This window comes from Pseudarthrobacter ribosi (genome assembly GCF_055412865.1).
Genome location: NZ_JBVAYZ010000001.1, coordinates 63927 through 88385 on the forward strand (window position 1 = coordinate 63927; position 24459 = coordinate 88385).

The window sequence follows — 24459 nt, forward strand, 5'->3', positions numbered from 1 at the left end:
TGGCCCGGACCAGAGGACTCTGGCTTTCACCGGGCGCTTAAGCAAAAATGACGCGACATCGGGCACAAAAACCGCGTGTCCGGTGTTGACATCGGAGAACCGCTCCGGGGGCCCAGGGCTACCGCCCGCGAGGATCCTCCGGGTCAGGCGAACCAACCGAACGACTGCGGAATGTGAGCAACAAACAATGGCGACAGACTACGATGCGCCGCGCAAGACCGAGGAGGACCTCAGTGAGGACTCCCTTGAGGCGTTGAAAACGCGGCGTACGGAAAAGCCTTCCGCAGTGGTCGATGAAGACGAATCGGACCTGGCGGAAGGCTACGAACTCCCCGGCGCTGACCTGTCCGGGGAGGAACTGCTGGTCCAGGTCATGCCGGCCCAGGCCGACGAATTCACCTGTGCCTCCTGTTTCCTCGTCCGCCACCGTTCGCAGATTGCCCGCGAAAGGGACGGCCTCAAGTACTGCAAGGACTGCGAGGGCTAGGAGTTCAGCGCGCCGAGCAGCTTGTCGGGGTGCCGCGTGGACGTGAGCCAGTAGGGGGTGCGGTCCGACGGGTCGGTGATTTCCATGCGGACCACCGGGTCGATCCAGCCGCGGATGCACAGGAACGCGAGTCCGTTGAGCCGGGTTCCGCGTTCCGCCGTCGCCTCCGGGCCCCGGAACGCGGACGCGGCGCCCACGAAGCGGCGTTCGATCGTGGCGCGGCCTACGCGCAGCGTGGCGCCGGTGACCGTGATGGCGGGGGTCGAGAGGACCAGCAGCGCGGTGAGGATCGTGAACAGGACGACTGCGGCGGTGAGCCCGGCGGTGATGCTGATGGGGGCGAACACCAGGATCCCGGCGCCCGATAGTCCCGCCGCCATCAGCCAGATCCAGAAGTTCGGCCAGAGCTTCTCGCTGTATATAACGGAGGCGTCGCTGGGGGTGCTGTTGGGGGCAGGCACGGCTGCACTGGATTCGGGCATAAGCCCAGCTTTCCACTTTTCCCGGGCTATTTCACCTTGGCGGCAGAAGCGGGGCGGGGCTCCCCGCCCGCCCGCCGCGGCTAGGCCTATCTTCCCGGCGGGCGTTAGAGTGAGGGACTGTGACTGAAGAAACGACTGCAGTGGACGCCGCCGAAGCGGCAGGGCCGAAAGAACGACCGGAAGCACAGCCAGCGGCAGGGTTTGGGACCCCCACCCTGACCGTGCAGCTGAAGATGCTCGACGACGGCCTGGAGCCGCCGTCGTATGCGCACCCGGGCGACGCCGGAGCGGACCTGCGGGCCCGCGAGGACGTAGTACTGGAACCGGGGGAGCGCCGGCTGGTGCCTACCGGCGTGGCCATTGCCCTCCCCGACGGTTTCGTGGCCCTGATCCACCCGCGGTCCGGGCTCGCGACCAAGCACGGCCTGACCGTCGTGAACGCCCCGGGCACCGTCGACGCCGGCTACCGCGGAGAAATTGCGGTGACGCTGCTGAATACTGACCGCGACCACGCGATTGAACTCAAGCGCGGCGATAGAATTGCACAAATGGTTATTCAGCGCGTGGAGTACGCCAGGTTCCTGCCGGTGCAGGACCTCAGCGGCTCGGTTCGCGGCGGCGGAGGCTTCGGATCCACCGGCGGCTTCGGCGCGCCGGTCTGACCCGACGCCGGCCAGACCGCAGTATTGCAGTGACTTATGAGCAGGATCCCATTGGCAGGACGTATCAGCCGACCGCTGTTTCTGCCTGAGTGCAGAGTCAGACAGCAGCAGGCGCCGCGCGGACGCGGGGCGACGCGGCGGCACGGAATCACAACTAAGGAGACAACCCCATGGTTTTTGGGCGTGGCAGGAAAGCCAAGCAGGAACAGCTGACAGACTCCGGGGAAACCCAGGAGGCCGTCAGTGACGCTTCCGCCGACGACTCCGCCGGGACGTCCGCGACCGCCCCCGTCCGCGGCGCCACGGGTCCCTTTGACGTGTCGGAAATCGAGGACCAGGAGGGCTACGTCGACCTCGGGGCGCTCCTGATTGCTCCCGCCGAAGGCCTGCAGCTCCGGCTTGAGGTCGAGGAAGCCACGCAGCGGGTCGTCGCCGTCACCATGGACCTGAACGGCTCCAGCCTCCAGCTCCAGGCCTTCGCGGCTCCCCGCTCCGAGGGCCTGTGGGAGGAAATCCGTGAGCAGATCGGCCAGTCCGTGGGCAGCCAGGGCGGCCAGATCGAGGAGGTCCAGGGCGGTTTCGGCACCGAGCTGCTCGCCAAGCTCCCCGCCAGTGGCGCCGACGAAAGCCACGGCTACCGCGTGGCCCGCTTCATCGGCGTCGACGGTCCGCGCTGGTTCCTCCGCGGCGTCTTCGGCGGCGAGGCCGCTGTGGACCGCGACGCCGCCGCCGGCCTCGAGGGGCTGTTCCGGCAGATCGTGGTGGTGCGCGGTGAGAATCCCATGCCGCCGCGCGACCTGCTGCAGCTCCGCCTGCCGAAGGAAAACGCCGTGCCCGCACCGCAGTCCGCCCCGGACCTCGGGCAGCCGGAACGAGGACCGGAGACTACCCAGATTGGCTGATGCCCCCCGCCCGGATCCGGCCTCCTCCAGCTCCGTGAGGGGGTTGCCGGACCGCGGCCGCGTGCTGTGCCACGGCTACATCGAGTCGGTCACCTACGCACCGGCCAGCCACGTGGCCGCCTTCACCGCGGTCGTCGTCGACCATGATGCGCCGAAGACCCGAGGCGCCAGGGCGGGCACCGCAGGATCCGTTACGGCAGGCGTCCAGCCCGCGGCCGAAACCGCAGCCCAGCCCGCCGCCGGACCGCGGCGCCAGCGGCCCCCCATCCCGAAGGACCGGCTCCGGGTTGTCTGGCTCGGGCGGCGCCGGATCCCCGGGATCGACGCCGGCACCGAACTCCGGCTGCAGGGTATGGTCACCGTGCGCGACGGCCTGCCGACCATGTTCAATCCCCGCTACGAAATAGTCTCCCGCCAGGAGGAACAATGACCGTGCCCGAGAAGCCCGAACCCGCTGGTCGGCCCGGCTCTGTTCAGGCCGGCGCAGCCCAGCCTGAACCGGCCCAGCCCGGGCCGGGCCGGGAGCCTGTAGCCCAGCAGCGGGCGGCCCAGCCGGAACCGGGCCAGAAAACCTCGGCGGCCCAGCCGACTGTGGCGCAGCTCGCCGAGGGCTACGCGGCCAAGGCCGGACTGCACCGTTCCGGCAACGGCAACATCGACGTGCTCAAGAGCGCTGGCGGGGTCCAGGGCATTGCCGAAAGCATCCTCCCGGGCCTCGTCTTCCTGGTCGCCTTCACCGTTACACGTGAGCTGCCCCTGGCGCTGATGGCGGCGCTGTCCGTGGCCGCGGCCTTCACCGTCGTCCGACTGGTCCAGCGCAAACCGCTGACGCAGGCACTGGCGGGGATTGTCGGCGTCGGGATCTCCGCGTGGCTGGCCAACAGCACCGGCAAGGCAGAGGACTTCTACGTCCCGGGGTTCTTCACCAACTTTGCCTACATCGTGGCGATGACCATCTCGATTGCCGTGCGCTGGCCCTTTGCCGGGCTGATCTTCGGGTTCATCCGGAACGAGGGCCTGGACTGGCGCAAGGACCCGGCCCGGGTCAAGGCCTACCAGATCGGAACCTGGGTGATCGTCGCGGTGCTGGCCCTGCGGCTGCTGGTCCAGGTTCCGCTGTATTTCATGGGCGAGCCCGGCTTCGCGGCCCTTGCCACGACGCGGCTGCTGATGGGCGCGCCGCTGTACATCCTGGGCATCTGGGTCGCCTGGCTGCTGACCCGGCCCGCCCCGGCCGCGACACCACCCACCCCAACGGCCTAAGCCTCCGGTTGCGCTATCAGTCCGCGTCGTTCCCAGCGCGCAGAACGACCCGGAGTGATAGCGCAACCGGGCTAGCCGTCGAAGCCGTCACCCTCCGGCAGCGCGTTCTCGTGCCGGCCCGAGGTGACGGGGTGCTGCTCGGAGACCTGCTCGTCCTCGTCCTCGTCCTGCGACTCCGGCGCGAGCAGGGCCCGCAGCTCATCCTCGGCCGCGATCGTGGTCACGAAGAACAGCTCGTCCCCGCCGTCGATCACATCATCACGGCTCGGCGTGATGGGCGCCTGGTCGCGCAGGATCGCCACCAGGGTCGAATCCTCGGGCCAGTCGATGTCGCCCACGGTCAGGCCGATCACATGCGAATCGTGGGGGACCGTGAACTCCACCAGCGATGACACACCGGTCTGCAGCGTCAGGAGGCGGACGAGGTCGCCGATCTCCACCGCCTCCTCGACCAGGGCGGTCATCAGCTGTGGGGTGTTGACCGCGACGTCGACGCCCCAGGAGTCGTCGAACATCCAGTCGTTCTTGGGGTTGTTGACCCGGCCCACCGTCCGTCCGACGCCGAATTCGGTCTTCGCCAGCAGCGAGACCACCAGGTTGACCTTGTCGTCACCGGTCGCGGAGACCACGACGTCGGCGTCCTCCAGTTTCGCGTCCTGCAGCGTGCTCAGTTCGCAGGCATCGCCGACCAGCCAGTGCGCGCCGCGCAGGCCGCTGCGCCCGATCACCTCCGGCTTCAGGTCGATCAGCAGGATCTCGTGTTTGTGGGCCAGCAGTTCGCGCGCGATCGAGGAACCGACGCTTCCCGCCCCGACAATGACGACTTTCACTTAGGACTCCTTGGCGGGGGACTTGGCAAGAATGTGGGCGACTTCGGTGCTGCGGTCCACACCCAGCATGGCGTGCACGGTGTCGCCGTCCTGGTAAAGGGTGCCGGCCGCGGGCAGCATGCCCTCGCCGAACCGGGTCAGGTAGGCGACGCGGACCCCGGCGGCCCGCTCGATCTCGGTGACGGGGTGGCCGATCCAGTCAGGGTTCAGATCCACCTCGGCCAGCACGAGCCGGCCGGAAGGGTCCCGGAAGTCGCCGGCGAGGTGCTGTTCGGGCAGGATACGGCGGAGCACCTGGTCCGCGCTCCAGCGCACGGCGGCGACGGTGGGGATGCCCAGTCGCTGGTAGATCTCGGCGCGGCCGGGGTCGTAGATCCTGGCGACGACGTGCGGGACATGGAACGTTTCGCGGGCCACTCGGGTGGCCAGGATGTTGGAGTTGTCGCCGCTGGAGACGGCAGCGAAGGCATAGGCCTCCGCGACGCCGGCCTGCTTGAGGGTTTCCCGGTCAAAGCCGACGCCGGTGACCTTGCGGCCGGTGAATCCCGCGCGGAGCCGCCGGAAGGCGCGGTCGTCCTGGTCGATGATGGCCACGGAATGGCCCGCGTCCTCGAGTGTGTGCGCGAGGGTTGCCCCCACGCGGCCACAACCCATAATCACGAAGTGCGCCAACCGTGCCTCCTGTTGTTCCTGTACTGCTGCTGGGTCAAACTCTACCGGCCACTGCGACCCGGGCAGCCAGCCCCGCGGGCTCCGCGGCGACCCGCCCGTCAGCGGGCCCGGGTGCCCGCCCGACAGCAGGTCAGGGGGCAGGCCGGGAGCCGCCCTGGCGGCGGGGATGGTCGCCGTCATGACATCGCGTCCGAATCGGACTAGCTTTGTGTGGTGCCGACAATATTCAATGCCGTGAAGCGGGTGCTGGTAGGCAGACCGTTCCGGAACGACAACCTGGCTCACACCCTGCTTCCCAAGCGGATCGCCCTGCCCGTTTTCGCCTCCGACGCGCTGTCCTCCGTGGCGTACGCGCCGGACGAAATCCTTCTGACGCTGGCGCTGGCCGGCGTCAGCGCCGTGGCGTTCTCGCCCTGGGTGGGCCTGGCCGTCATGGTGGTGCTGCTGACGGTCGTCGCCTCCTACCGGCAGAACGTCCACGCCTACCCCTCCGGCGGCGGCGACTACGAGATCGCCAACGAGAACCTGGGCAAATATGCCGGGCTCACCGTCGCCTCCGCTCTGCTGGTCGACTACGTGCTGACCGTCGCCGTGTCGATGTCCTCCGCCGCGACGTACCTGACCACCGCGGTGCCGTCGCTGCACGGCCAGCAGGCCATCATCGCGACGATCGGCGTCGTGATCCTGGCCGTCGTGAACCTGCGCGGGATCAAGGAAGCCGGCACGGTGTTCGCCCTGCCGACCTACATCTTCATGGCCGCCATCCTCGGCATGACCGCCATCGGCGTCTTCCAGGCCGCCACCGGGCAGCTGGGCGAGGCGCCCTCGGCGGCCTTCACGATTGTCCCCGCGCCCGGCTTCGACGAAGGACTGGTCGGACTCGCCGGCGCGTTCCTGCTGCTCCGGGCCTTCTCCTCCGGCGCCGCGGCGCTGACCGGGATTGAGGCCATCAGCAACGGTGTGCCGAACTTCCAGAAACCCAAAAGCAAAAACGCGGCCACCACCCTGCTGCTGCTCGGCGTGATCGCCGCCTCCATGCTTGCCGGGATCATCTATCTCGCCAACGCCACCAAGGTGCACATCGTGCTGGACCCCGCCAAGGAATTCCTGCTCGACGGCGAGCTGCTGCCCGAGGGCTACATCCAGAGCCCGGCGATCAGCCAGATCGCCCAAACCATCTTCGGCGCCGGGTCCATACCGTTCTACATCGTGGTGGCCGCCACCGGCGTGATCCTGGTGTTCGCCTCCAACACAGCGTTCAACGGCTTCCCCGTGCTCGGCTCGATCCTGGCCCAGGACGGCTACCTGCCCCGCCAGCTGCGCACCCGCGGGGACCGGCTGGCCTTCAGCAACGGCGTCCTGGCGCTGGCCGCCGGCGCACTGGTGCTGATCATCGCCTTCAACGCGGATGTCACCAAGCTCATTCAGCTCTACATCGTGGGCGTCTTCATCTCCTTCACTATCAGCCAGCTCGGCATGGTCCGGCACTGGGGCCGGCAGCTCAAGCTCGCCAAGGATCCCGCGGTGAAGCTGCGGATGGTCAAGTCGCGCACCATCAACGGCATCGGTTTCGGCATGACCGCCACGGTCCTGCTGATCGTCCTGGTCACCAAGTTTCAGCAGGGTGCGTGGATCGCGCTGCTGGCCATGTTCGTGCTGTTCCTGATCATGTGGAGCATCCGGGCGCATTACGACAACGTGGCCAAGGAACTCGCCGTCGATGAGGACTCCTCGCCGCGGGCGCTGCCCACCCGGGTGCACGCGGTGATCCTCGTCTCGCACGTCCGCAAGCCGGTGCTGCGGGCACTGGCCTACGCCCGCGCGTCGCGGCCCTCCCGGCTGGATGCCATCACCGTTGACATCAGCAACGAGGAGACCGAACAAACGGTCGCGGACTGGGAGAATCTGGAAATCCCGGTACCGTTGACGGTGCTGGCCAGTCCGTTCCGCGAAACGGTGACGCCCATCATGGAGTACATCAAGAACATGCGGCGCGATTCGCCCCGCGACCTGATCGTCGTCTACATCCCCGAGTACGTCGTGGGCAAGTGGTGGGAGCAACTGGTGCACAACCAGACCGCACTGCGCATCAAGACCCGGCTGCACTTCGAGCCGGGCGTCATGGTAGCCAGTGTGCCGTGGCAGCTGAAATCATCCGAAGAAGCCAAGAGACTGCAGGACATCCAATGAGCTCCGACACCCAGACGCAACCCGCCACCGAACTGACCGTCGACGTCGGGCCGGTAGCCCACGGCGGGCACTGCGTGGCCCGGCACGAGGGGCGCGTGGTGTTCGTCCGCCACGGCATCCCCGGCGAGAAGGTCCGGGTCCGGCTCACGGAGTCCGGTCCGGACGCCAAGTTCTGGCGCGGCGACGTCGTGGAGGTCCTGGAATCTTCCCCGGACCGGGTAGAGCATTTCTGGGACCTGGCCGATTCCGTGCGCTCCTGGTCGCACCGGCACCCGCCGGTGGGAGGCGCCGAACTGGGCCACATCTCCCTGGCGCGCCAGCGCAGCCTCAAGGCCGCGGTGCTGGCCGAACAGCTGCGCCGCCTCGCCGGCGTCGATCTCACGCAGGTGGGGGAGGGACTGACGGTGGAGGCCGTGGGCGAGTCCGGAACCGAAGCGGCGGCGGGCCTCGCCTGGCGCACCCGCGCCGGCTTCGCCGTGACCCCCGCCGGAAAGCTCGGCATGCACGCGCACCGTTCCGACACGGTCCTCCCGGTCCGGGAAATGCCCCTGGCCTCGGACGCCATCAACGCCCTCCGGCTCTGGGACATCGACCTGCAGGGCATCGAGCGCGTGGAAGTCGCCGCTCCGGCTAACGGCTCCCGCCCGCTCGTGCTCCTGGTCCCGGCCGCAGGAACCCGGGCCAAGCGGCTCAGCGCGGTCCTCGCCCAGCTGCCCGAGAACGTCTCGGTGGCCAGCTTCGATCCGGTCAAGGGCGAGGTGCTCCGGCTGCGCGGACGCACCTACGTCCAGGAGACCGCGTCCGGCCACGACTTCCGTGTCACCGGCGACGGTTTCTGGCAGATCCACCGGGACGGCCCGGACACCCTGGCGGGGGCCGTGACCGGATTCCTGCACGACGGCGGCTTCCTGGAAGCGGGCGCCGTGGTGGCGGACCTGTACGCCGGGGCGGGGCTGTTTACCGCGCCGCTGGCGGACGCCGTGGGTGTCACCGGGTCCGTGCTGTCCGTGGAAGGATCGCCCGGCAGCAGCCGGGACGCCCGCAAAAACCTCCATGACGCGACCCAGGTGGAAATCGTCCAGGGCCGCGTGGACCGGGTCCTGCGGGAGAAAGCCCGCAGCTTCGACGCTATCCTGCTGGACCCGCCCCGGGCCGGTGCCGGCAAAGCCGTCGTGAACGAGCTGGTCGGGGCCGGTCCGCGGGCCGTGGCCTATGTGTCCTGTGATCCGGCGTCCTTTGCCCGCGATGTGGGCTACTTCCAGCAGTCCGGCTGGGAACTGGCGGGGCTGCGGGCTTTTGACCTGTATCCGCATACGCACCATATGGAGACTGTGGCGCTGCTGACTCCCCGGGGCTGAGACCACTAGGATGGGCGGAGTAGTCCGACGTCGCGCTCCGTAATCACGGCTGACCTCCTGCACCCTGTACTGGTCCTTGTACGAACAAGGTCAGCACTAGTTAGGACCGCCTAACTAGCAAGGGGTCTGCGGCGCGACAAAGATGAAACTGTTGCGAGAGGAGTCCTGCGATGAGCATTGTGGACAGCTTCGGTTCAAAAGGCAAACTTAATGTAGCCGGTACCGAATACGAAATTTTCCGGTTGAACTCCGTTGAAGGTGCAGAAAACCTTCCGTTCAGCCTCAAGGTATTGCTTGAAAACCTGTTGAGGACCGAGGACGGCGCCAACATTACGGCCGATCACGTCCGAGCACTGGCCGGCTGGGATCCCAGCGCCGAGCCCGACACTGAAATCCAGTTCACGCCGGCGCGCGTGATCATGCAGGACTTCACTGGCGTGCCCTGCGTTGTGGACCTTGCCACCATGCGTGAAGCAGTCAAGGAGCTCGGCGGTGACCCCAAGCGGGTCAACCCGCTGGCACCTGCCGAAATGGTGATTGACCACTCCGTGCAGATCGACGCCTTCGGCAACTCCGGCGCACTGGAGCGCAATATGGAGATCGAGTACCAGCGCAACGGCGAGCGGTACCAGTTCCTGCGGTGGGGCCAGACGGCGTTCGACGACTTCAAGGTCGTCCCGCCGGGAACCGGCATCGTGCACCAGGTCAACATCGAGTACCTGGCCCGTACCGTCATGACCCGCGAAATTGACGGCGTTGTCCGGGCCTACCCGGACACCTGCGTCGGCACCGACTCCCACACCACCATGGTCAACGGCCTGGGTGTGCTGGGCTGGGGCGTCGGCGGCATCGAAGCCGAGGCGGCCATGCTTGGCCAGCCCGTCTCCATGCTGATCCCGCGCGTCGTGGGCTTCAAGCTGACCGGGTCCATCCCGGCCGGCGCGACCGCCACCGACGTCGTCCTGACCATCACCGAGCAGCTGCGCAAGCACGGTGTGGTCGGCAAGTTCGTGGAGTTCTACGGCGAAGGCGTCGCGGCTGTGCCACTGGCCAACCGCGCCACCATCGGCAACATGAGCCCGGAGTTCGGCTCCACGGCCGCCATGTTCCCGATCGACGACGTCACCCTCGACTACCTGCGCCTCACCGGCCGCTCGGACGAGAACGTTGCCCTCGTGGAGTCCTACGCGAAGGAACAGGGCCTCTGGCACGATCCTTCCAAGGAGATCAAATTCTCCGAGTACCTCGAGCTGGACCTGTCGACGGTTGTCCCGTCGATCTCCGGCCCGAAGCGCCCGCAGGACCGCATCATCCTCACGGAGTCCAAGGACCAGTTCCGCCAGGACCTGCGCAACTACGTGAAGGAAGAACTGGCCGGCGGCAGCGTGGACGAGGCAATCGACGAAAGCTTCCCCGCTTCCGACTCGCCGTCCTTCACGGGTTCGGCCAGCCACCTCACGGACGAGGCCCCGCACGCGCACGGCCCGGCGGCCGACGGCCGCCAGTCCAACCCGGTCAGCGTCAAGACCGCGGACGGCCGCGAGTTCGAGCTGGACCACGGCGCGGTGTCGATCGCCTCGATCACGTCCTGCACCAACACGTCCAACCCGTCCGTGATGCTGGCCGCCGCACTGCTGGCCCGCAACGCCGTCGACAAGGGCCTGAGCTCCAAGCCGTGGGTCAAGACCTCCGTGGCTCCCGGGTCCAAGGTCGTCACCGACTACTACAACAAGTCGGGCCTGACCCCGTACCTGGAGAAGCTCGGCTTCTACATCGTCGGTTACGGCTGCGCGACCTGCATCGGCAATTCCGGCCCGCTCGACGCCGAAATCTCCGAGGCCATCCAGGCCAACGACCTTTCCGTCACCGCCGTGCTGTCCGGTAACCGCAACTTCGAAGGCCGGATCAACCCGGACGTGAAGATGAACTACCTGGCCTCCCCGCCGCTGGTCATCGCTTACGCCCTGGCCGGCACCATGGACTTCGATTTCGAGAACGACGCCCTGGGCCAGGACGAGTCCGGCAACGATGTCTTCCTGAAGGACATCTGGCCGAACCCGGTCGAGGTCCAGCAGGTCATCGACTCCTCGATCGACAAGGAAATGTTCGCCCGCGGCTACGAGGGAGTCTTCGAAGGCGACGACCGCTGGAAGGCACTCTCTACCCCGGCCGGCGACACCTTCGCCTGGGATCCGAAGTCCACTTACGTCCGGAAGCCCCCGTACTTCGACGGCATGAAGGCAACGCCGGAACCCGTCACGGACATCACCGGTGCCCGGGTGCTGCTGAAGCTCGGCGATTCCGTCACCACGGACCACATCTCACCGGCAGGTTCGTTCAAGTCGGACACCCCGGCCGGGCAGTACCTGCTGGCCAACGGTGTGGAGCGCAAGGACTTCAACTCCTACGGCTCGCGCCGTGGCAACCACGAGGTCATGATCCGCGGAACGTTCGCGAACATCCGGATCAAGAACCAGCTCCTGGACGGCGTCGAGGGTGGCTTCACCCGCGACTTCACCCAGGCCGACGGCCCGCAGGCCTTCGTCTACGACGCCGCGCAGAACTACCAGTCCGCCGGCACCGCGCTGGTCGTCCTGGCCGGCAAGGAATACGGCTCCGGCTCATCCCGTGACTGGGCAGCCAAGGGCACCGCGCTCCTGGGCGTCAAGGCTGTCGTGGCCGAAAGCTACGAGCGCATCCACCGCTCCAACCTGATCGGCATGGGCGTCCTGCCCCTGCAGTACCCGGCCGGCCAGAACGCTGCCAGCCTCGGGTTGACCGGCACGGAAACCTTCGCCGTTGAGGGCGTCACCGCCCTCAATGAAGGCACCACGCCGAAGACGCTCAAGGTCACCGCCACGGCCGAAGACGGCACGGTCACGTCCTTCGATGCGGTCCTGCGCATCGATACCCCGGGCGAGGCTGACTACTACCGCAACGGCGGCATCCTGCAGTACGTCCTGCGGCAGATCTCCGCCAGCTAGCAAAACGCTCCTCCCGCAGGGGAGGAACAGCTGCCAGGTGCCAAAGCCCCGGCCGGTCCCAGACCGGCCGGGGCTTTTTCGTGCCCAGCGCGTCCGGCACAAGGGCTACCCGGGAGGCGTTAGAGTTAAAAGGCATGTCTACCACCCGAAGGAGGGGCCGTTGGGAATCTTGGAAACCATCCGGAATCCGCAGGACCTGAGCAAGTTGTCCGAGGCGCAGCTGGATCAGCTGGCAGCCGAGGTCAGGGAATTCCTGATCGGCAACGTCTCCCAGACGGGCGGGCACCTGGGCCCAAACCTCGGCGTCGTCGAACTCACCATCGCGGTCCACCGGATCTTCGATTCCCCCCGCGACAGCATCGTCTACGACACCGGCCACCAGTCGTACGTGCACAAGCTCCTCACCGGGCGCCAGGACTTCAGCACCCTGCGCCAGCAGGGCGGCATGTCCGGCTACCCGGACCGCGCCGAATCCGAGCACGACATCGTCGAAAGCTCGCACGCCTCCTCCTCGCTCTCCTGGGCGGATGGAATCTCCCGCGCCCGGCAGCTGACCGGCGACGGCGACCGCTACGTTATCGCCGTCGTGGGCGACGGGGCCCTGACCGGCGGCATGGCCTGGGAGGCGCTCAACAACATCGCCGCGGACAAGAAGCGCCGCGTCGTGGTCGTCGTAAACGACAACGGCCGCTCCTACGCCCCGACCGTGGGCGGCTTCGCGGACTACCTTGCCTCGCTGCGCCCCACCATCGATTCCTTCCGGGCCGCGCCGGCCTACGAGGGCACCCTGGACTGGTGGCGGAAGAAGCTGCAGAACGGTGGACCCGCGGGCCAGATCACCTACCGCAGCCTGCACGCCATGAAGAAGGGCGTCAAGGACTGGTGGGCCCCGCAGGGCATGTTCGAGGACCTCGGGATGAAGTACATCGGACCCGTGGACGGCCACAACCTCCAGGCCATGGAGAACGCCCTGGCCACCGCCCGGAATTACGCCGGCCCCGTGATCGTGCATGCCATGACCGAGAAGGGCCACGGCTACGCGCCAGCCCGCGCCCATGAAGCGGACCAGTTCCACGCCGTCGGGATCATCGACCCGGAGACCGGCGAACCCACCGAGGCCGGCGGCGCCAAGTCCTGGACCGCCGTCTTCGCCGACGAGATCGCCGACATTGCGGACGAGCGCAAGGACATCGTCGGCATCACCGGCGCCATGCTGATCCCCGTCGGGCTGCACAAATTCGCCGCCCGGCACCCGGATCGGGTGTTCGACGTCGGCATCGCCGAACAGCATGCCCTCACCTCCGCCGCCGGCATGGCCTTCGGCGGGCTGCACCCCGTCGTCGCGGTCTACGCGACATTCCTGAACCGCGCCTTCGACCAGCTCCTGATGGACGTCGCCCTGCACAAGGCCGGCGTCACGATCGTCCTGGACCGCGCCGGCGTCACCGGGCCCGACGGCGCCAGCCACCACGGCATGTGGGACATGGCGATGGTCCAGATCGTTCCCGGCCTGCACCTCGCGGCGCCCCGCGACGCCAGCCGGCTGCGCGAGGAACTCCGCGAAGCCGTCGCCATCGAGGACGCCCCCAGCGTGATCCGCTACTCCAAGGGCACCGTCGGCGCCGAGGTGGAGGCCATCGAGCGGCTCAGCGACGGCGTGGACGTGCTGGCCCGCCGCCCGGCCGGCGCCAGCGAGAACGACGTGCTGATCGTCAGCGTCGGTGCGATGTCCGAACTCGCCCTGGACGTCTCCAACCGGCTCGGCGCGCAGGGCATCAGCTCCACGGTCGTGGATCCCCGCTGGCTGCTCCCGGTCCGGAAATCGATCATCGCCCTCGCCTCCCACCACCGCCTCGTCATCTGCATCGAGGACGGCGTCCGTGCCGGCGGCGTCGGGTCCCGGATCCGCCAGGAAATGCGGGCCGCCGGGGTGGACACCGCGCTGAACGAGGTCGGCCTCCCGGTGGAGTTCCTGGACCACGGAACCCGCAGCCAGGTGCTCGAGCGGGTCGGTTTGACCGCCCAGCAGATCACCCATGACGTCGTGGCGCAGGTCCTGGGGACCAAGGTGCCCTTCGCGCGGCCCCTCCCGGGCCAGGAACACCCCACCACGGGCAGCCTGCCGATCCTGTGAGGGTTCCTGTGAGGATTCCCGATGGACTGGCGCCGGGCGACCTGGTGGTGTCCCGGAACCGGAAATGGAACGGCAAGGCCCACTGGGTGGTGCCGGGAACGTATCTCGGCGAGGACGACCACGGCTGGTGGATCTTCCAGGGAACCAATGAGTTCTGCTCCCGCCCGGGCGCGGCGTTCTACGCCGCATCCGACGCCGTGCTGCTGGTCCCGCGCACCGGGGAGTACGTGGCCACGTTCTACGACGGGGCGCATCCGGCCGGCGTCCAGGTCTACGTGGATCTGGCGACCGGCCAGGGCTGGACGACGATCCGGCCCGGAGTCACGGAATTCCACCTGATCGACATGGACCTGGACGTGGTCCGGACCGCGGACCGCGGAGTGTACGTGGACGATGAGGACGAGTTTGCCGAGCACCGGATCGAGATGGACTACCCCGCAGACGTGGTGGACCGGATCAGCGCCGCGTCGGACCAGCTTTACCAGGCCGTCAAGGCACAGCAGCCACCGTTCGACGGCGCAGACCGCGAATGGTTCAGGAAAGGACGGGCATGAGCGGAATTATCCGGGTTTACAAACGCAACGACGACGGGGTCCTCGAATTCAGGGAGGGCTGGTTCGACGAGGATTACAGCCAGTTCGTGATGAACCACGGCGTCGTCGGGCACCAGAGCAAAACCGATGAGACCGATGTCGCCGACGCCGCCGCCGCGGACGGCCTGATGGACGCCTTCGCCGTGCAGTGCGCCGAGGACGGCTTCGCCGAAATCCCCGAGGAGGAGCAGTTCTGGGTCGTGGCCCAGTACGCCCTGAAGACCAAGGACGGCACGGACCGCGACCGCTACCTCGAGGAAAAGGCCAAGGACGCCCTGATCAGCCACCTGGCGTGGCGCGGGCTCGGTATTGTGGACCGCTCGGAATTCTCCGACGCCAAGCTCAATATCTTCATCCTCACCCCGGACATCAACAAGGCCGTCAACGCGATCAAGGTCTGCATCCGCGGCGAGGACCTGGACTTCACCAAGCTGAGCATCGGCGCCGCAGCCTTCGGCGAGGCCTCCTTCAAGCTCAAGCACTCGCCGAAGCCGGCCAACAGCTTCACCCTGTAGCTCCGGGGCAGTTCCACCTGCACGATCCACATCAGTTTTGGGGGACTTCGACTGGAAGGCATGCATCATGGCACCAAAATCCGTTGAACCCGGCCGTACCCCGCTGCCGCGGGGGATCGCGGCTCCCGCCCGCCGGGCCCTCGCCCACGCCGGCGTCGAGACCCTCGAACAGGTGGTGGCCCTGGGCGGGCGCGCCCTGACCGGGATGCACGGGATGGGCCCGCGGACCCTCGCCCAGCTCGAGGATGCCCTGGACGAACACGGGCTGGAACTGCCCGCAGGATAGCGCCGGGCCTGCCGTGCCGGGCCTGCCGTGCTGGTCCTTCAGTGCCGGTCCTGCAGTGCTGGTCCTGCAGTGCCGGTCCTTCAGTGCTGGTCCTTCAGTGCTGGTCCTTCCAGGGGGCCGCTGCCGGCCGTTATAGGCTGAACCCCATGACTGAATACCGCCGCGTAGGAAATTCCGGACTGACCGTCTCCGCAGTAGGGCTTGGCTGCAACAATCTGGGCCGGTCCAAGACGGCGACCGAGTCGCAGGAGGGGACCGACGCCGTCGTGCATGCGGCCCTGGACGCCGGGATTACCTTCTTCGACGTCGCCGACAGCTACGGCCGGGAGCCGGGCCTCAGCGAGACGATGCTGGGCAAGGCCTTGAAGGGCCGCCGCGGCGATGCCGTCGTCGCCACGAAGTTCGGCCTGGACATGCGCGGGACCAACGGCAACGACTTTGGGGCCCGCGGCTCCCGCCGCTACATCATCACGGCCGTGGAGGCCTCGCTGCGCCGGCTCGGGACGGACTGGATCGACCTCTACCAGTTCCATACCCCCGACCCGCTGACCCCGATCGAGGAGACCCTCGCCGCCCTCGACGAGCTCGTCACCAGCGGCAAGGTCCGCTATATCGGCCACTCCAACCGCGCCGGCTGGCAGATCGCCGAGGCCGAGTTCGTGGCCCGCGCCCGCGGGGGAGCGCGCTTCATCTCCAGCCAGAGCCACTACAACCTGCTGGACCGCCGCGCCGAGCTCGAGGTCACGCCCGCCGCAGAGGCCTACGGCCTGGGCGTCCTGCCGTACTTCCCGCTGGCCAACGGCCTGCTGACCGGCAAGTACGCCAAGGACACCGCGCCCGAGGGCTCACGGCTCAGCCACACCCGCACCAACCTGGTCCACGACGCCGATTGGGACCAGCTGGCTGCCTTCAGCGCCTTCGCCGCCGAGCGCGGCCTGACGGAGATCCAGGTGGCGTTCTCCTGGCTCGCGGCCCAGCCCTCGGTCAGCAGCGTGATCGCTGGAGCCACCCGGCCCGAACAGGTCCGGCAGAACGCCGCCGCCGTGGCCTGGATTCCCAGCGCCGCGGAACGTGCCGAACTGGGCGAGATCTTCCCGCGGACGCCCAAGGTCGCGCTCTTCTAGATGGATCCGCTGTCACCGGGGGCCGCCGCCGGATCCCGGGCCGGGGTGCCCGCATCGGCGCAGACCATCCTGATGGACGTCGACACCGGAATCGACGACGCCCTGGCCCTCGTCTACCTGCTGTCCCGGCCGGAGGTCCGCCTGCAGGCCATCACCTGCACGGCCGGGAACGTTGGTGCCCGCCAGGTCGCGCTCAATACCCTGGCGCTGCTGGAGCTGTGCGGGCGCCCGGGCGTCGAGGTGGCCACCGGCGCCGAGGTACCGCTGGAAATCCCGCTGGTCACCACCGAGGAGACCCACGGTCCGCAGGGGATCGGCTACGCGGAGCTGCCGGCGCCCGCCCGCCAGATCTCGCCGCGCCACGCCGTCGACGTCTGGGTGGAGGAAGCCCGGGCGCACCCGGGGGAGATCACCGGGCTGATCACCGGGCCGCTGACCAACTTCGCCCTGGCCCTGCGCCGCGAACCGGAGCTGCCGATGCTGCTCAAGGGCCTCGTGATCATGGGCGGGTGCTTCTACTACCAGGGCAACACGACGCCGACGGCGGAATGGAACGTCTCGGTGGACCCGCACGCGGCCCGGGAAGTCTTCGCCGCGTACCGCGGCCTGCCGGAGGACAAGCTGCCGGTGGTGTGCGCGCTGGAGACCACGGAGCGGATCGAGATGCTCCCGGACCATCTCCGGCGCCTCGGTGAGGCCGCCGGGGCCGGGCCCGAACTGGTCCTCCCGGAGCAGCCCGAGGGGCTTCGCAGCGCCTCAGCCAGCCCGCTCGTGGCCTGCCTGTCGGATGCGATCCGGTTCTACATGGAGTTCCACCGGCTCTACGATCAGGGCTACGTGTCGCACATGCATGACGCGTTCGCGGCCTGCGCGGCCGTCGGACGGACCCCGTTCACCGCCCGCCTGGCCACCGTCGACGTCGAAACCCGCTCGCCCCTGCTGATCGGCACCACGGTGGCGGACTTCCGCGGGCTGTGGGGCCTGCCGCCCAACGCCCGGATCGTCGCCTCCAACAACCCGGAGCACTGCTTCGAGGAGCTGATTTCCTCCGTGGGCGCGCTGGCGCGGCGACGCATGTCCTCCGGGCCGCCCGCCACTGGCTAGGATGGTAGCTGCGCCGAGGTGACATAGGCGGATGTTGCAGCCCCCACCGAAGGACCATCCCCATGTCACAGCAGTCCCTGATCCTCCCTGCCCCCGGAACCGGCCCCGGGGCCGGTTCCGCCGCCGGCACAGCCAAAGGACGGCGCAACCGCCGCCTGCTGGAGCTCGCCGGCGCCGCCGCGATCGCGGCCACCTACGTCTTCCTGGTGCTCACCCAGCCCGCGGACATCGCCAACGGTCCGGCCAGCTTCTCCGCGCTGGTGGCCCTCGGCGGGTTCCTGCTCGGTGCGGTCCTGCTGATCGCCGCGGCACTTCCGGTCCTGCCCACGTCGACGCTGGTGCTGATGCCGGTGGCGCTCGTCCTGAACGTGGTCCTGGGCCAGCTCATGGGCAGCACCGGGCTGCCGTTCTACTTCGACGCCATCGGCACCGTGCTGATCGCCGTGCTCGCCGGGCCGGCGGCGGGAGCCGCCACGGGCGCCCTCAGCAGCATCGTCTGGTCCTTCTTCAACCCGACCGTGCTGCCTTTTGCGGCCGGGGCGGCGCTGATCGGCTTCCTCGCCGGACTGGCAGCCCGCGGCGGGCTGTTCCGCCGCTTCTACCTGGCTCCCGTGGCCGGCTTCATCACCGGCATCCTCGCCGGCGTCGTCTCCGCCCCGATCGCGGCCTTCGTCTTTGGCGGCACCGCGGGCCTCGGTACCGGAGCGGTCGTCAGCGCCTTCCGGGCCATGGGCGACACCCTGCTCGCAGCCATCACCAAGCAGGCGCTGATCTCGGATCCGATGGACAAGGCCATCGTCTTCGCGATCGCCGCGCTGCTGGTCTATGCCCTGCCGCGCCGTACCACCTTCCAGTTCCCCTTCGTGCGGCGCTACCAGGTGCTCGCCGGCAAGGGACCGGCAACGCCCGAAGCCTGAGGCCGACACCCCATGAGAACGCCGCCCTCCACGCTCCATCCGCTGACGTCGCTGACGGCAGCCGGCTGCACCGCCGTGATCACGACGGCGGCAGGCGCCTGGCCGCTGTCGCTCGCGGTGGCTCTCGCGGCCGTCCTGCTGGCCCGGCGCGCCGGCGCCGGACGGCGGGTGCTGGTGGCGGCCGCAGCGGTACTGCTTCCCCTGGGCTTGTCCCTGCTGATGCTGCACGGGCTGTTCTTCCCGGAGGGCCGCACGGTCCAGGCGGCCTGGGGGCCCGCCCGGGTCACGGCGGAAGGCCTGGCCTTCGCCTGGGAGTCAGGCACCCGCACCGGCGCCTGCGTGCTGGTGCTGCTGCTCTTCTCCTTCACCGTCAAGGCCCCCGATCTCGTCGCGGCGCTGGCCGCGCGGGGCCTGCCGCCGCAGTTCGGTTTTGTCCTGGCCTCCGCCCTCACCCTGCTGCCGGCCATGGGCGGCCGGCTGGAGCGCATCAGGGCAGCGCAGGAGTCGCGCGGCCTGGTGCTCCGCGGCGGGGTGCTGTCCAGGCTCGCCGCCGTCCGGCTGCAGATGGTGCCCCTGGTGCTGGGCCTGATCGAGGATTCCGGCAGCCGCGCCCAGGCCCTCGACGCGCGCGGTTTCGGCGCCCCGGGTCCCCGGACCAGCTACCGCGAGGTCACCGACCCGCCCGCCCAGCGCCGGCTCCGCACCGCCCTGCTGCTGTGCACCGCCGCGGCCGTGGCACTCCGGCTCGTGGCCTCCTGGCCGGCCGCGGGGCCCCAATGACAGCCACGGACCCCGCCCCCGCCGCCGTCACAACCGCCGCCGCGCTTGCCGCCCCCGGAGTCGCAACCGCCACCCCCGGCGTCGCAACCGGCGCCGTGCTGGCCGCCCGGATCGGCAGCTTCAGCTTCCACGGCGCGGACGCCCCCGCGCTGTGCGACATCGACTTCAGCGCCCGCCCGGGCGTCCTGACCGCGGTCCTCGGCGGTTCCGGAAGCGGCAAGACCACCCTGGGCAAGCTGCTGGCCGGCTGGCACCGGCCCGGACAGTCCGGAACACTCACCGGCTCGCTCACGCTGGCCGGGGAACGGCTGGAGTTCCTGGGCCGCGAGGACGACCCCCGGATCAATCCCTCCGCCTGGTCCGCCCGGGTGGGCTACGTCCCCCAGGATGCGGCCGCCGTGCTCTCCACGGTCAGCTCCACCGTGGCCGAGGAACTCGCGTTCGGCCTGGAGAACCGCGGCACGCCGCGGCCCGACATGTTCCGCGCCGTGGCGGGCACGGCAGAGCGGACCGGCCTCACAGCACTCCTGGGCCGGGATCCCGCGACCCTGTCCGGCGGGGAACTGCGCCGGCTGGCCATGGCCTGCGCCGTCATCCAGGACCCCGGAGTGCTGGTCCTTGACGAACCGCTCGCCTCCCTGGACGCGGCCGGCATCATCCAGGTCCGGGGCCTCATCAACCGGCTTACCGGCGCCGGGACCGCCGTCGTGCTGCTGAGCCAGTCCGCCGACGGCCTCGCCCGCTCCGCCGGACACTGGATCATCCTCGAGGGCGGTACCGCCACGGCGAGCGGCCCGCCCCGGGAACTGATCCGGTCCGCGGAACTGGCCCGGACCGGGACCGTGGTGCCCGCGGTCACCCACACCCTGCCCGCCGTCCGGTCCTGCGCGCCGGAGCCGGAGGCCGCGCCGGTGCTGGAACTGGAGCGCCTCTGGTTCGCCTACCCGGGGACCGGCAACACCGCGGGCGAGCCGCTGCTGCGGGACCTGGCACTCACGGTGCGGCCGGGGGAGATCGTCGCGATCACCGGCCCGAACGGGGCCGGCAAATCCACCCTGCTGCGCCACCTCAACGGACTGCTGCGGCCGCACACCGGGGAAGTGCGCGTCCAGGGACGGAGCATCGCAGGGATTCCGACCGGCCGCATCGCCGCCTCGGTCGGACTGCTCTTCCAGCATCCCCGCGACCAGCTGTTCGAGCGGACGGTGCTGCGGGAGGCCAGCTTCGGCCTCCCGCGGCTGCACGGCAGGGACGCCGGTGCCCGGGCGCACGAGGCGCTGGAGGCCGTCGGGCTGTCCGGGGCCGCACAGGCGCACCCGGCGGAGCTGCCGGCCTCCCAGCAGCGGCTGCTCGCGCTGGCCACGGTCCTGGCCCGCAGCCCGGCAGTGCTTGCCCTGGACGAGCCGACGGTGGGGCTGGACCGGCATGGCCTCGACCGGCTGGACCGGGCCGTGGCCGCCGCGGCCGCGCGGGGCGCCGCCGTCGTACTGGTCACCCACGATGCCGCCTACGCGCGGTCCACGGCGCACCGCGTGCTGACGCTCGACGGCGGGACTCTGCGGGAAAGCTGACGCGACGGCGCCGCCGTCCGCACCGGTCAGGAGTGCGGACGGCGGCGCCGGGTGGCGGTGCAGCCTTGGGATCGGGCGCGGGATCAGGCCCGGATCAGGCGCGGATCAGGCGGCCGGTTCGGACGCCACCCCAGGTGCCAGGAACTTCCGGCCGTTGACGCGCTCGGAGGCTCCGACCCGGTCCAGGTACGGGGTGATGCCGCCCAGGAACATCGGCCAGCCCGCCCCGAGGATCATGCAGAGGTCGATGTCCTCCGGCCCGGCGACCACGCCTTCGTCCAGCATCAGCCCAATTTCCTCGGCCAGGGCGTCCTGGGTGCGGCGCAGCACCTCCTCGCCGGTGGAGGGTGTGTGGCCGTAGGACATCAGGGCCAGGGTTTCGGCGGGGATGAACGGTTTCCCGTCCGGTCCCTTGTCCGGAGTCCCGTTCTGCACGGCCCAGATGGATTTCACCCCGTTGTCGATGAGTTTCTGCAGGTTCCGCGAGACCGTGAAGCGGTCCGGGAATGCGGCGTGCAGGGATTCCTGGACGTGCTGCGCGACCGGCAGCCCCACCATGGCGCCAAGGACGAACGGCGTCATCGGCAGTCCCATTGGGCGCAGCGCGTTGTCCGCCACCTCGGCCGGGGTGCCCTCGTCGAACGCGGCGGTGACTTCGCCCATGAGGCGCAGCAGCAGGCGGTTGACCACAAACGCCGGGGCGTCCTTGACGAGCACGGCGGACTTCTTGAGGCCCTTGGCGAGCTCGAACGCGGTCGCCAGCACGGCGTCGTCGGTCCGGGGGGCGCGGACGATTTCCAGCAGCGGCATCACGGCGACGGGGTTGAAGAAGTGGAAGCCCACCAGGCGCTCCGGATGCTCCAGGTCTTCGGCCATGGCGGTGACGGACAGCGATGAGGTGTTGGTGGCGAGGACGCATTCGGCGGAGACGATCGCCTCGACTTCCTTGAAGACCTGCTTCTTGACGTTGAGCTCCTCGAACACCGCCTCGATCACGAAGTCGGCGTCGGCGAAGGCTTCCTTGGCGACCGATCCGGTGACGAGTGCCCGGGTCCGGTTGGCGGCGTCGGGGCTGATCCTGCCCTTCTGCAGCAGTTTGTCCACCTCGGCGTGCACGTAGCCCACGCCCTTGTCCACCCGGGCCTGGTCGATGTCCGTCATCACCACCGGCACTTTGAGCTGGCGGGCGAAGAGCAGGGCGAGCTGGCTGGCCATCAGGCCGGCGCCCACGACGCCGATCTTGGTCACCGGACGGGCCAGCTTGCGGTCCGGGGCGCCGGCGGGGCGCTTGGACCGGCGCTGCACGAGGTCCAGGAACGCGTAGACGGTGGAGCGGAACTCGTCGGTCTGCATCAGGTCCGCGAGCGTCTCGCATTCCAGCTCCGCGGACTGTGCCTGCGTTAGCGTGCGGTTGGTCTCCATCACCTCGAGGACCTTGGCCGGTGCCGGGGAGGCGTTGGAGGTTTTGGCCTCCACGAATGCCCGGCCCGCGGCGATGGCGCCGGCCCAGCGGGCCGCGACCTCCGGGGTGGAGGGGTCGACGGCGTTGGCGCGTGCCGGGCTCGCGGCGCCCGCGATGACCTGCGCGGCCCAGGCGACGGACTGTTCGACGAAGTCGGCGGGTTCGAACATGGCATCCGCCATGCCCAGTTTGAACGCCTGCGGCCCGGTCAGCGTCCGGTTGTTGCTCAGCGGGTTCTCGATCATCACCTTGACCGCATTTTCCGGCCCGATCAGCCGCGGCAGGATGTACACCCCGCCCCAGCCGGGGATGAGCCCGATGAAGGCCTCGGGCAGGGCGAGTGCCCCGGCGCCGGTGGACACGGTGCGGTACGTGGACTGCAGGGCGATCTCCAGCCCGCCGCCGAGGGCGAGGCCGTTGATGAAGGCGAAGCTGGGCACACCCAGGTTCGCCAGCGTGGCGTAGACGTCGTGGCCGAGCTGGGCCATCCAGAGGCCGTGTTCGCGGCCGCTGATGGACTTGACCGTGGACAGGTCCGCGCCGGCGACCAGGAAATAGGGCTTGCCGGTGACGCCGACGCCGACGATCTCGCCGCGGGCGGCACGCTCCTTGAGTCCTTCCAGGACGGCGCCGAGCTCGATCAGGGTGTTGGGGCCCAGGGTGGTGGGCTTGGAGTGGTCCAGACCGTTGTCCAACGTGACCAGGGCGAAGATGCCGGGGCTCGTGCCGTCAGTCGTCTTCCCACCTGCGGCGGGCAGTTTGATGTCCTGGACATAGGAGTGGGTGACCGTCTCGCTCGGGAAGAGGTCGGCAAGCTTACGGAAATCGGCGGCGCTCATGCTGCGGCTCCAGTCTCGGTGGTGGTGGTGGTTTCCTGGTCGAGGGCCAGGCCGTAGGCGGCGTGGTGCGGGTTTTCCCAGATTACGGTGGCGCCCATGCCCAGGCCGATGCACATCGTGGTCATGCCGAAGCGGACCGTGGGGTCCTCCTCGAACTGCCGGGCCAGTTGGTTCATCAGTCGCACGCCGGAGGATGCCAGGGGGTGCCCGACGGCGATCGCCCCGCCGTAGCGGTTGACCCGGGGGTCGTCGTCGGCGATGCCGAAGTGGTCCAGGAAGCTGAGGACCTGGACGGCGAAGGCCTCGTTGATTTCGAACAGCCCGATGTCGCCGATGCCCAGCCCGGCGTTCTTGAGCGCCTTTTCCGTGGCGGGGACCGGGCCGATGCCCATGACGTCGGGTTCGACGCCGGCGAAGGCGTAGCTGACCAGGCGCATCTTGACCGGCAGCCCCAGTTCCTCGGCGGCGTCGGCGGAGGCCAGCAGGGCGGCGGTGGCGCCGTCGTTGAGTCCGGCGGCGTTGCCGGCGGTGACCCGGCCGTGGGCGCGGAACGGCGTTTTGAGCGCGGCGAGGTCGTCCACCGAGGTGCCCGGCCGCGGCGGTTCGTCCACCGTGTTCACGGTCCAGCCCTGGCCAGGTTTCATCGTGGCGACGGGCACGAGGTCCGGCTGGATCTGGTTCCTGGCGTAGGCGGCCGCGAGCTTGTCCTGGGAGGCGACGGCATAGGCGTCGGTGCGGTCCTTGGTGATGGCGGGAAAGCGGTCGTGCAGGTTCTCGGCGGTGTTGCCCATGTTCAGCGCCGCCGGGTCCACGATCCGTTCGGACATAAACCGCGGGTTGGGGTCCGCGCCGGCGCCCATCGGGTGGTTTCCCATGTGTTCGACGCCGCCGGCGATCACGACGTCGTAGGCGCCGAAGCCGATCCCGCTCGCCGTGGTGGTCACGGCCGTCATGGCGCCGGCGCACATCCGGTCGATTGCGAAACCCGGCACGGTCCGCGGCAGTCCGGCCAGCAGGGCGGCGGTGCGGCCGATGGTCAGGCCCTGGTCGCCGGTCTGCGTGGTGGCCGCGATGGCCACTTCGTCGATCCGGTCGGCCGGCAGGGACGGGTTGCGGCGCATCAGTTCGCGAATGCATTTGACCACGAGGTCATCGGCGCGCATTCCGGCGTAGATGCCCTTCTCGCCGGCGCGGCCGAACGGGGTGCGGACGCCGTCGACAAAGACGATATCGCGGACGGCGCGGGGACCCGCGGTGCGGGGATTCGCGCTGCTGTGCTGTCCGCTGCTCGGTTTTCCGCTGCT

Annotated in this window: 22 protein-coding genes; 17 read left to right on the forward strand and 5 right to left on the reverse strand. The window is 69.1% G+C overall.

All coding sequences use genetic code 11. The features are described from left to right. Positions 1-187: 187 nt before the first annotated feature. Positions 188-487, forward strand: a complete 300-nt coding sequence (locus tag ACZYZ5_RS00240) for a DUF4193 domain-containing protein (protein WP_463898304.1) — start codon at positions 188-190, stop codon at positions 485-487. Here the strand turns inward: ACZYZ5_RS00240 and ACZYZ5_RS00245 are convergent. Further along, on the reverse strand, positions 484-969 hold the full coding sequence (locus ACZYZ5_RS00245; RefSeq protein WP_463898307.1) for a DUF3093 domain-containing protein: 486 nt from the start codon (positions 967-969) through the stop codon (positions 484-486). The genes ACZYZ5_RS00240 and ACZYZ5_RS00245 overlap by 4 nt on opposite strands. 119 nt (positions 970-1088) lie before the next feature. Here ACZYZ5_RS00245 and dut point away from each other — a divergent pair, with 119 nt between their 5' ends. From dut to ACZYZ5_RS00265, 4 genes are all read left to right on the forward strand, one after another. Continuing rightward, a complete protein-coding gene (dut, locus tag ACZYZ5_RS00250) occupies positions 1089-1631 on the forward strand; it encodes a dUTP diphosphatase (RefSeq protein WP_463898309.1) in 543 nt (180 codons plus the stop codon). Positions 1632-1801: 170 nt separating this feature from the next. Then, positions 1802-2533, forward strand: a complete 732-nt coding sequence (locus tag ACZYZ5_RS00255; RefSeq protein WP_463898312.1) for a DUF3710 domain-containing protein — start codon at positions 1802-1804, stop codon at positions 2531-2533. Next, entirely contained in the window at positions 2526-2963 is a 438-nt protein-coding gene (locus ACZYZ5_RS00260) for a hypothetical protein (protein WP_463898315.1), read from the forward strand. Before ACZYZ5_RS00255 ends, ACZYZ5_RS00260 begins: the two co-directional genes overlap by 8 nt. Then, positions 2960-3796 (forward strand): DUF3159 domain-containing protein, encoded by an 837-nt coding sequence (locus ACZYZ5_RS00265; protein ID WP_463898317.1) that lies wholly within the window; start codon positions 2960-2962, stop codon positions 3794-3796. The genes ACZYZ5_RS00260 and ACZYZ5_RS00265 overlap by 4 nt, the downstream gene beginning before the upstream one ends. A 71-nt stretch (positions 3797-3867) precedes the next feature. On the opposite strand, the gene ACZYZ5_RS00270 is transcribed toward ACZYZ5_RS00265, so the two are convergent. Both ACZYZ5_RS00270 and ACZYZ5_RS00275 read right to left on the reverse strand, forming a co-directional pair. Continuing rightward, a complete protein-coding gene (locus tag ACZYZ5_RS00270) occupies positions 3868-4626 on the reverse strand; it encodes a potassium channel family protein (protein ID WP_463898319.1) in 759 nt (252 codons plus the stop codon). Further along, complete coding sequence (locus tag ACZYZ5_RS00275) at positions 4627-5298, reverse strand: potassium channel family protein (protein WP_463898321.1); 672 nt, start codon at positions 5296-5298, stop codon at positions 4627-4629. It lies immediately after the preceding gene. Between the two features lie 213 nt (positions 5299-5511). On the opposite strand from ACZYZ5_RS00275, the gene ACZYZ5_RS00280 reads away from it, so the two are divergent. The 12 genes from ACZYZ5_RS00280 (at position 5512) to ACZYZ5_RS00335 (ending at position 20854) form a co-directional block, all read left to right on the forward strand. Beyond that, positions 5512-7488 carry an APC family permease gene (locus ACZYZ5_RS00280; protein WP_463898323.1) on the forward strand — a complete coding sequence of 659 codons (1977 nt, stop codon included), beginning with the start codon at positions 5512-5514 and terminating at the stop codon, positions 7486-7488. After that, positions 7485-8846 carry a class I SAM-dependent RNA methyltransferase gene (locus tag ACZYZ5_RS00285; protein WP_463898326.1) on the forward strand — a complete coding sequence of 454 codons (1362 nt, stop codon included), beginning with the start codon at positions 7485-7487 and terminating at the stop codon, positions 8844-8846. The genes ACZYZ5_RS00280 and ACZYZ5_RS00285 overlap by 4 nt, the downstream gene beginning before the upstream one ends. A 170-nt stretch (positions 8847-9016) precedes the next feature. Next, on the forward strand, positions 9017-11830 hold the full coding sequence (locus tag ACZYZ5_RS00290; RefSeq protein WP_463898328.1) for an aconitate hydratase: 2814 nt from the start codon (positions 9017-9019) through the stop codon (positions 11828-11830). 160 nt (positions 11831-11990) lie between these two features. Then, positions 11991-13964 carry a 1-deoxy-D-xylulose-5-phosphate synthase gene (gene dxs / locus ACZYZ5_RS00295; RefSeq protein WP_463898330.1) on the forward strand — a complete coding sequence of 658 codons (1974 nt, stop codon included), beginning with the start codon at positions 11991-11993 and terminating at the stop codon, positions 13962-13964. An 8-nt stretch (positions 13965-13972) separates the two neighbouring features. Then, on the forward strand, positions 13973-14518 hold the full coding sequence (locus ACZYZ5_RS00300) for a DUF402 domain-containing protein (RefSeq protein WP_463898332.1): 546 nt from the start codon (positions 13973-13975) through the stop codon (positions 14516-14518). After that, positions 14515-15072 (forward strand): hypothetical protein, encoded by a 558-nt coding sequence (locus ACZYZ5_RS00305; protein ID WP_463898334.1) that lies wholly within the window; start codon positions 14515-14517, stop codon positions 15070-15072. Before ACZYZ5_RS00300 ends, ACZYZ5_RS00305 begins: the two co-directional genes overlap by 4 nt. 67 nt (positions 15073-15139) lie before the next feature. Further along, on the forward strand, positions 15140-15358 hold the full coding sequence (locus ACZYZ5_RS00310) for a helix-hairpin-helix domain-containing protein (protein ID WP_463898336.1): 219 nt from the start codon (positions 15140-15142) through the stop codon (positions 15356-15358). 146 nt (positions 15359-15504) lie between these two features. Then, a complete protein-coding gene (locus tag ACZYZ5_RS00315; protein WP_463898339.1) occupies positions 15505-16482 on the forward strand; it encodes an aldo/keto reductase in 978 nt (325 codons plus the stop codon). Positions 16483-16554: 72 nt separating this feature from the next. After that, a complete protein-coding gene (locus ACZYZ5_RS00320) occupies positions 16555-17586 on the forward strand; it encodes a nucleoside hydrolase (protein WP_463898742.1) in 1032 nt (343 codons plus the stop codon). Between the two features lie 62 nt (positions 17587-17648). After that, positions 17649-18503 (forward strand): ECF transporter S component, encoded by an 855-nt coding sequence (locus ACZYZ5_RS00325; RefSeq protein ID WP_463898342.1) that lies wholly within the window; start codon positions 17649-17651, stop codon positions 18501-18503. A 12-nt stretch (positions 18504-18515) separates the two neighbouring features. Then, entirely contained in the window at positions 18516-19283 is a 768-nt protein-coding gene (locus tag ACZYZ5_RS00330) for an energy-coupling factor transporter transmembrane component T (RefSeq protein WP_463898344.1), read from the forward strand. Continuing rightward, the gene (locus tag ACZYZ5_RS00335; RefSeq protein ID WP_463898346.1) at positions 19280-20854 is read left to right on the forward strand and encodes an ABC transporter ATP-binding protein; all 1575 of its coding nucleotides are present in this window, start codon (positions 19280-19282) and stop codon (positions 20852-20854) included. The genes ACZYZ5_RS00330 and ACZYZ5_RS00335 overlap by 4 nt, the downstream gene beginning before the upstream one ends. Before the next feature lie 105 nt (positions 20855-20959). On the opposite strand, the gene ACZYZ5_RS00340 is transcribed toward ACZYZ5_RS00335, so the two are convergent. Further along, positions 20960-23155, reverse strand: a complete 2196-nt coding sequence (locus ACZYZ5_RS00340; protein ID WP_463898348.1) for a 3-hydroxyacyl-CoA dehydrogenase NAD-binding domain-containing protein — start codon at positions 23153-23155, stop codon at positions 20960-20962. Continuing rightward, entirely contained in the window at positions 23152-24384 is a 1233-nt protein-coding gene (locus ACZYZ5_RS00345) for a thiolase family protein (RefSeq protein WP_463898743.1), read from the reverse strand. The genes ACZYZ5_RS00340 and ACZYZ5_RS00345 overlap by 4 nt, the downstream gene beginning before the upstream one ends. Between the last annotated feature and the right edge of the window lie 75 nt (positions 24385-24459).

Coding starts and splice junctions, on each gene's coding strand:
- ACZYZ5_RS00330 (WP_463898344.1), top strand. CDS start 18,516: ATGAGAACGCCGCCCTCCACGCTCCATCCGCTGACGTCGCTGACGGCA.
- ACZYZ5_RS00310 (WP_463898336.1), top strand. CDS start 15,140: ATGGCACCAAAATCCGTTGAACCCGGCCGTACCCCGCTGCCGCGGGGG.
- ACZYZ5_RS00340 (WP_463898348.1), bottom strand. CDS start 23,155: ATGAGCGCCGCCGATTTCCGTAAGCTTGCCGACCTCTTCCCGAGCGAG.
- ACZYZ5_RS00305 (WP_463898334.1), top strand. CDS start 14,515: ATGAGCGGAATTATCCGGGTTTACAAACGCAACGACGACGGGGTCCTC.
- ACZYZ5_RS00240 (WP_463898304.1), top strand. CDS start 188: ATGGCGACAGACTACGATGCGCCGCGCAAGACCGAGGAGGACCTCAGT.
- ACZYZ5_RS00285 (WP_463898326.1), top strand. CDS start 7,485: ATGAGCTCCGACACCCAGACGCAACCCGCCACCGAACTGACCGTCGAC.
- ACZYZ5_RS00315 (WP_463898339.1), top strand. CDS start 15,505: ATGACTGAATACCGCCGCGTAGGAAATTCCGGACTGACCGTCTCCGCA.
- ACZYZ5_RS00320 (WP_463898742.1), top strand. CDS start 16,555: ATGGACGTCGACACCGGAATCGACGACGCCCTGGCCCTCGTCTACCTG.
- ACZYZ5_RS00265 (WP_463898317.1), top strand. CDS start 2,960: ATGACCGTGCCCGAGAAGCCCGAACCCGCTGGTCGGCCCGGCTCTGTT.
- ACZYZ5_RS00325 (WP_463898342.1), top strand. CDS start 17,649: ATGTCACAGCAGTCCCTGATCCTCCCTGCCCCCGGAACCGGCCCCGGG.
- ACZYZ5_RS00290 (WP_463898328.1), top strand. CDS start 9,017: ATGAGCATTGTGGACAGCTTCGGTTCAAAAGGCAAACTTAATGTAGCC.
- ACZYZ5_RS00255 (WP_463898312.1), top strand. CDS start 1,802: ATGGTTTTTGGGCGTGGCAGGAAAGCCAAGCAGGAACAGCTGACAGAC.
- ACZYZ5_RS00245 (WP_463898307.1), bottom strand. CDS start 969: ATGCCCGAATCCAGTGCAGCCGTGCCTGCCCCCAACAGCACCCCCAGC.
- ACZYZ5_RS00335 (WP_463898346.1), top strand. CDS start 19,280: ATGACAGCCACGGACCCCGCCCCCGCCGCCGTCACAACCGCCGCCGCG.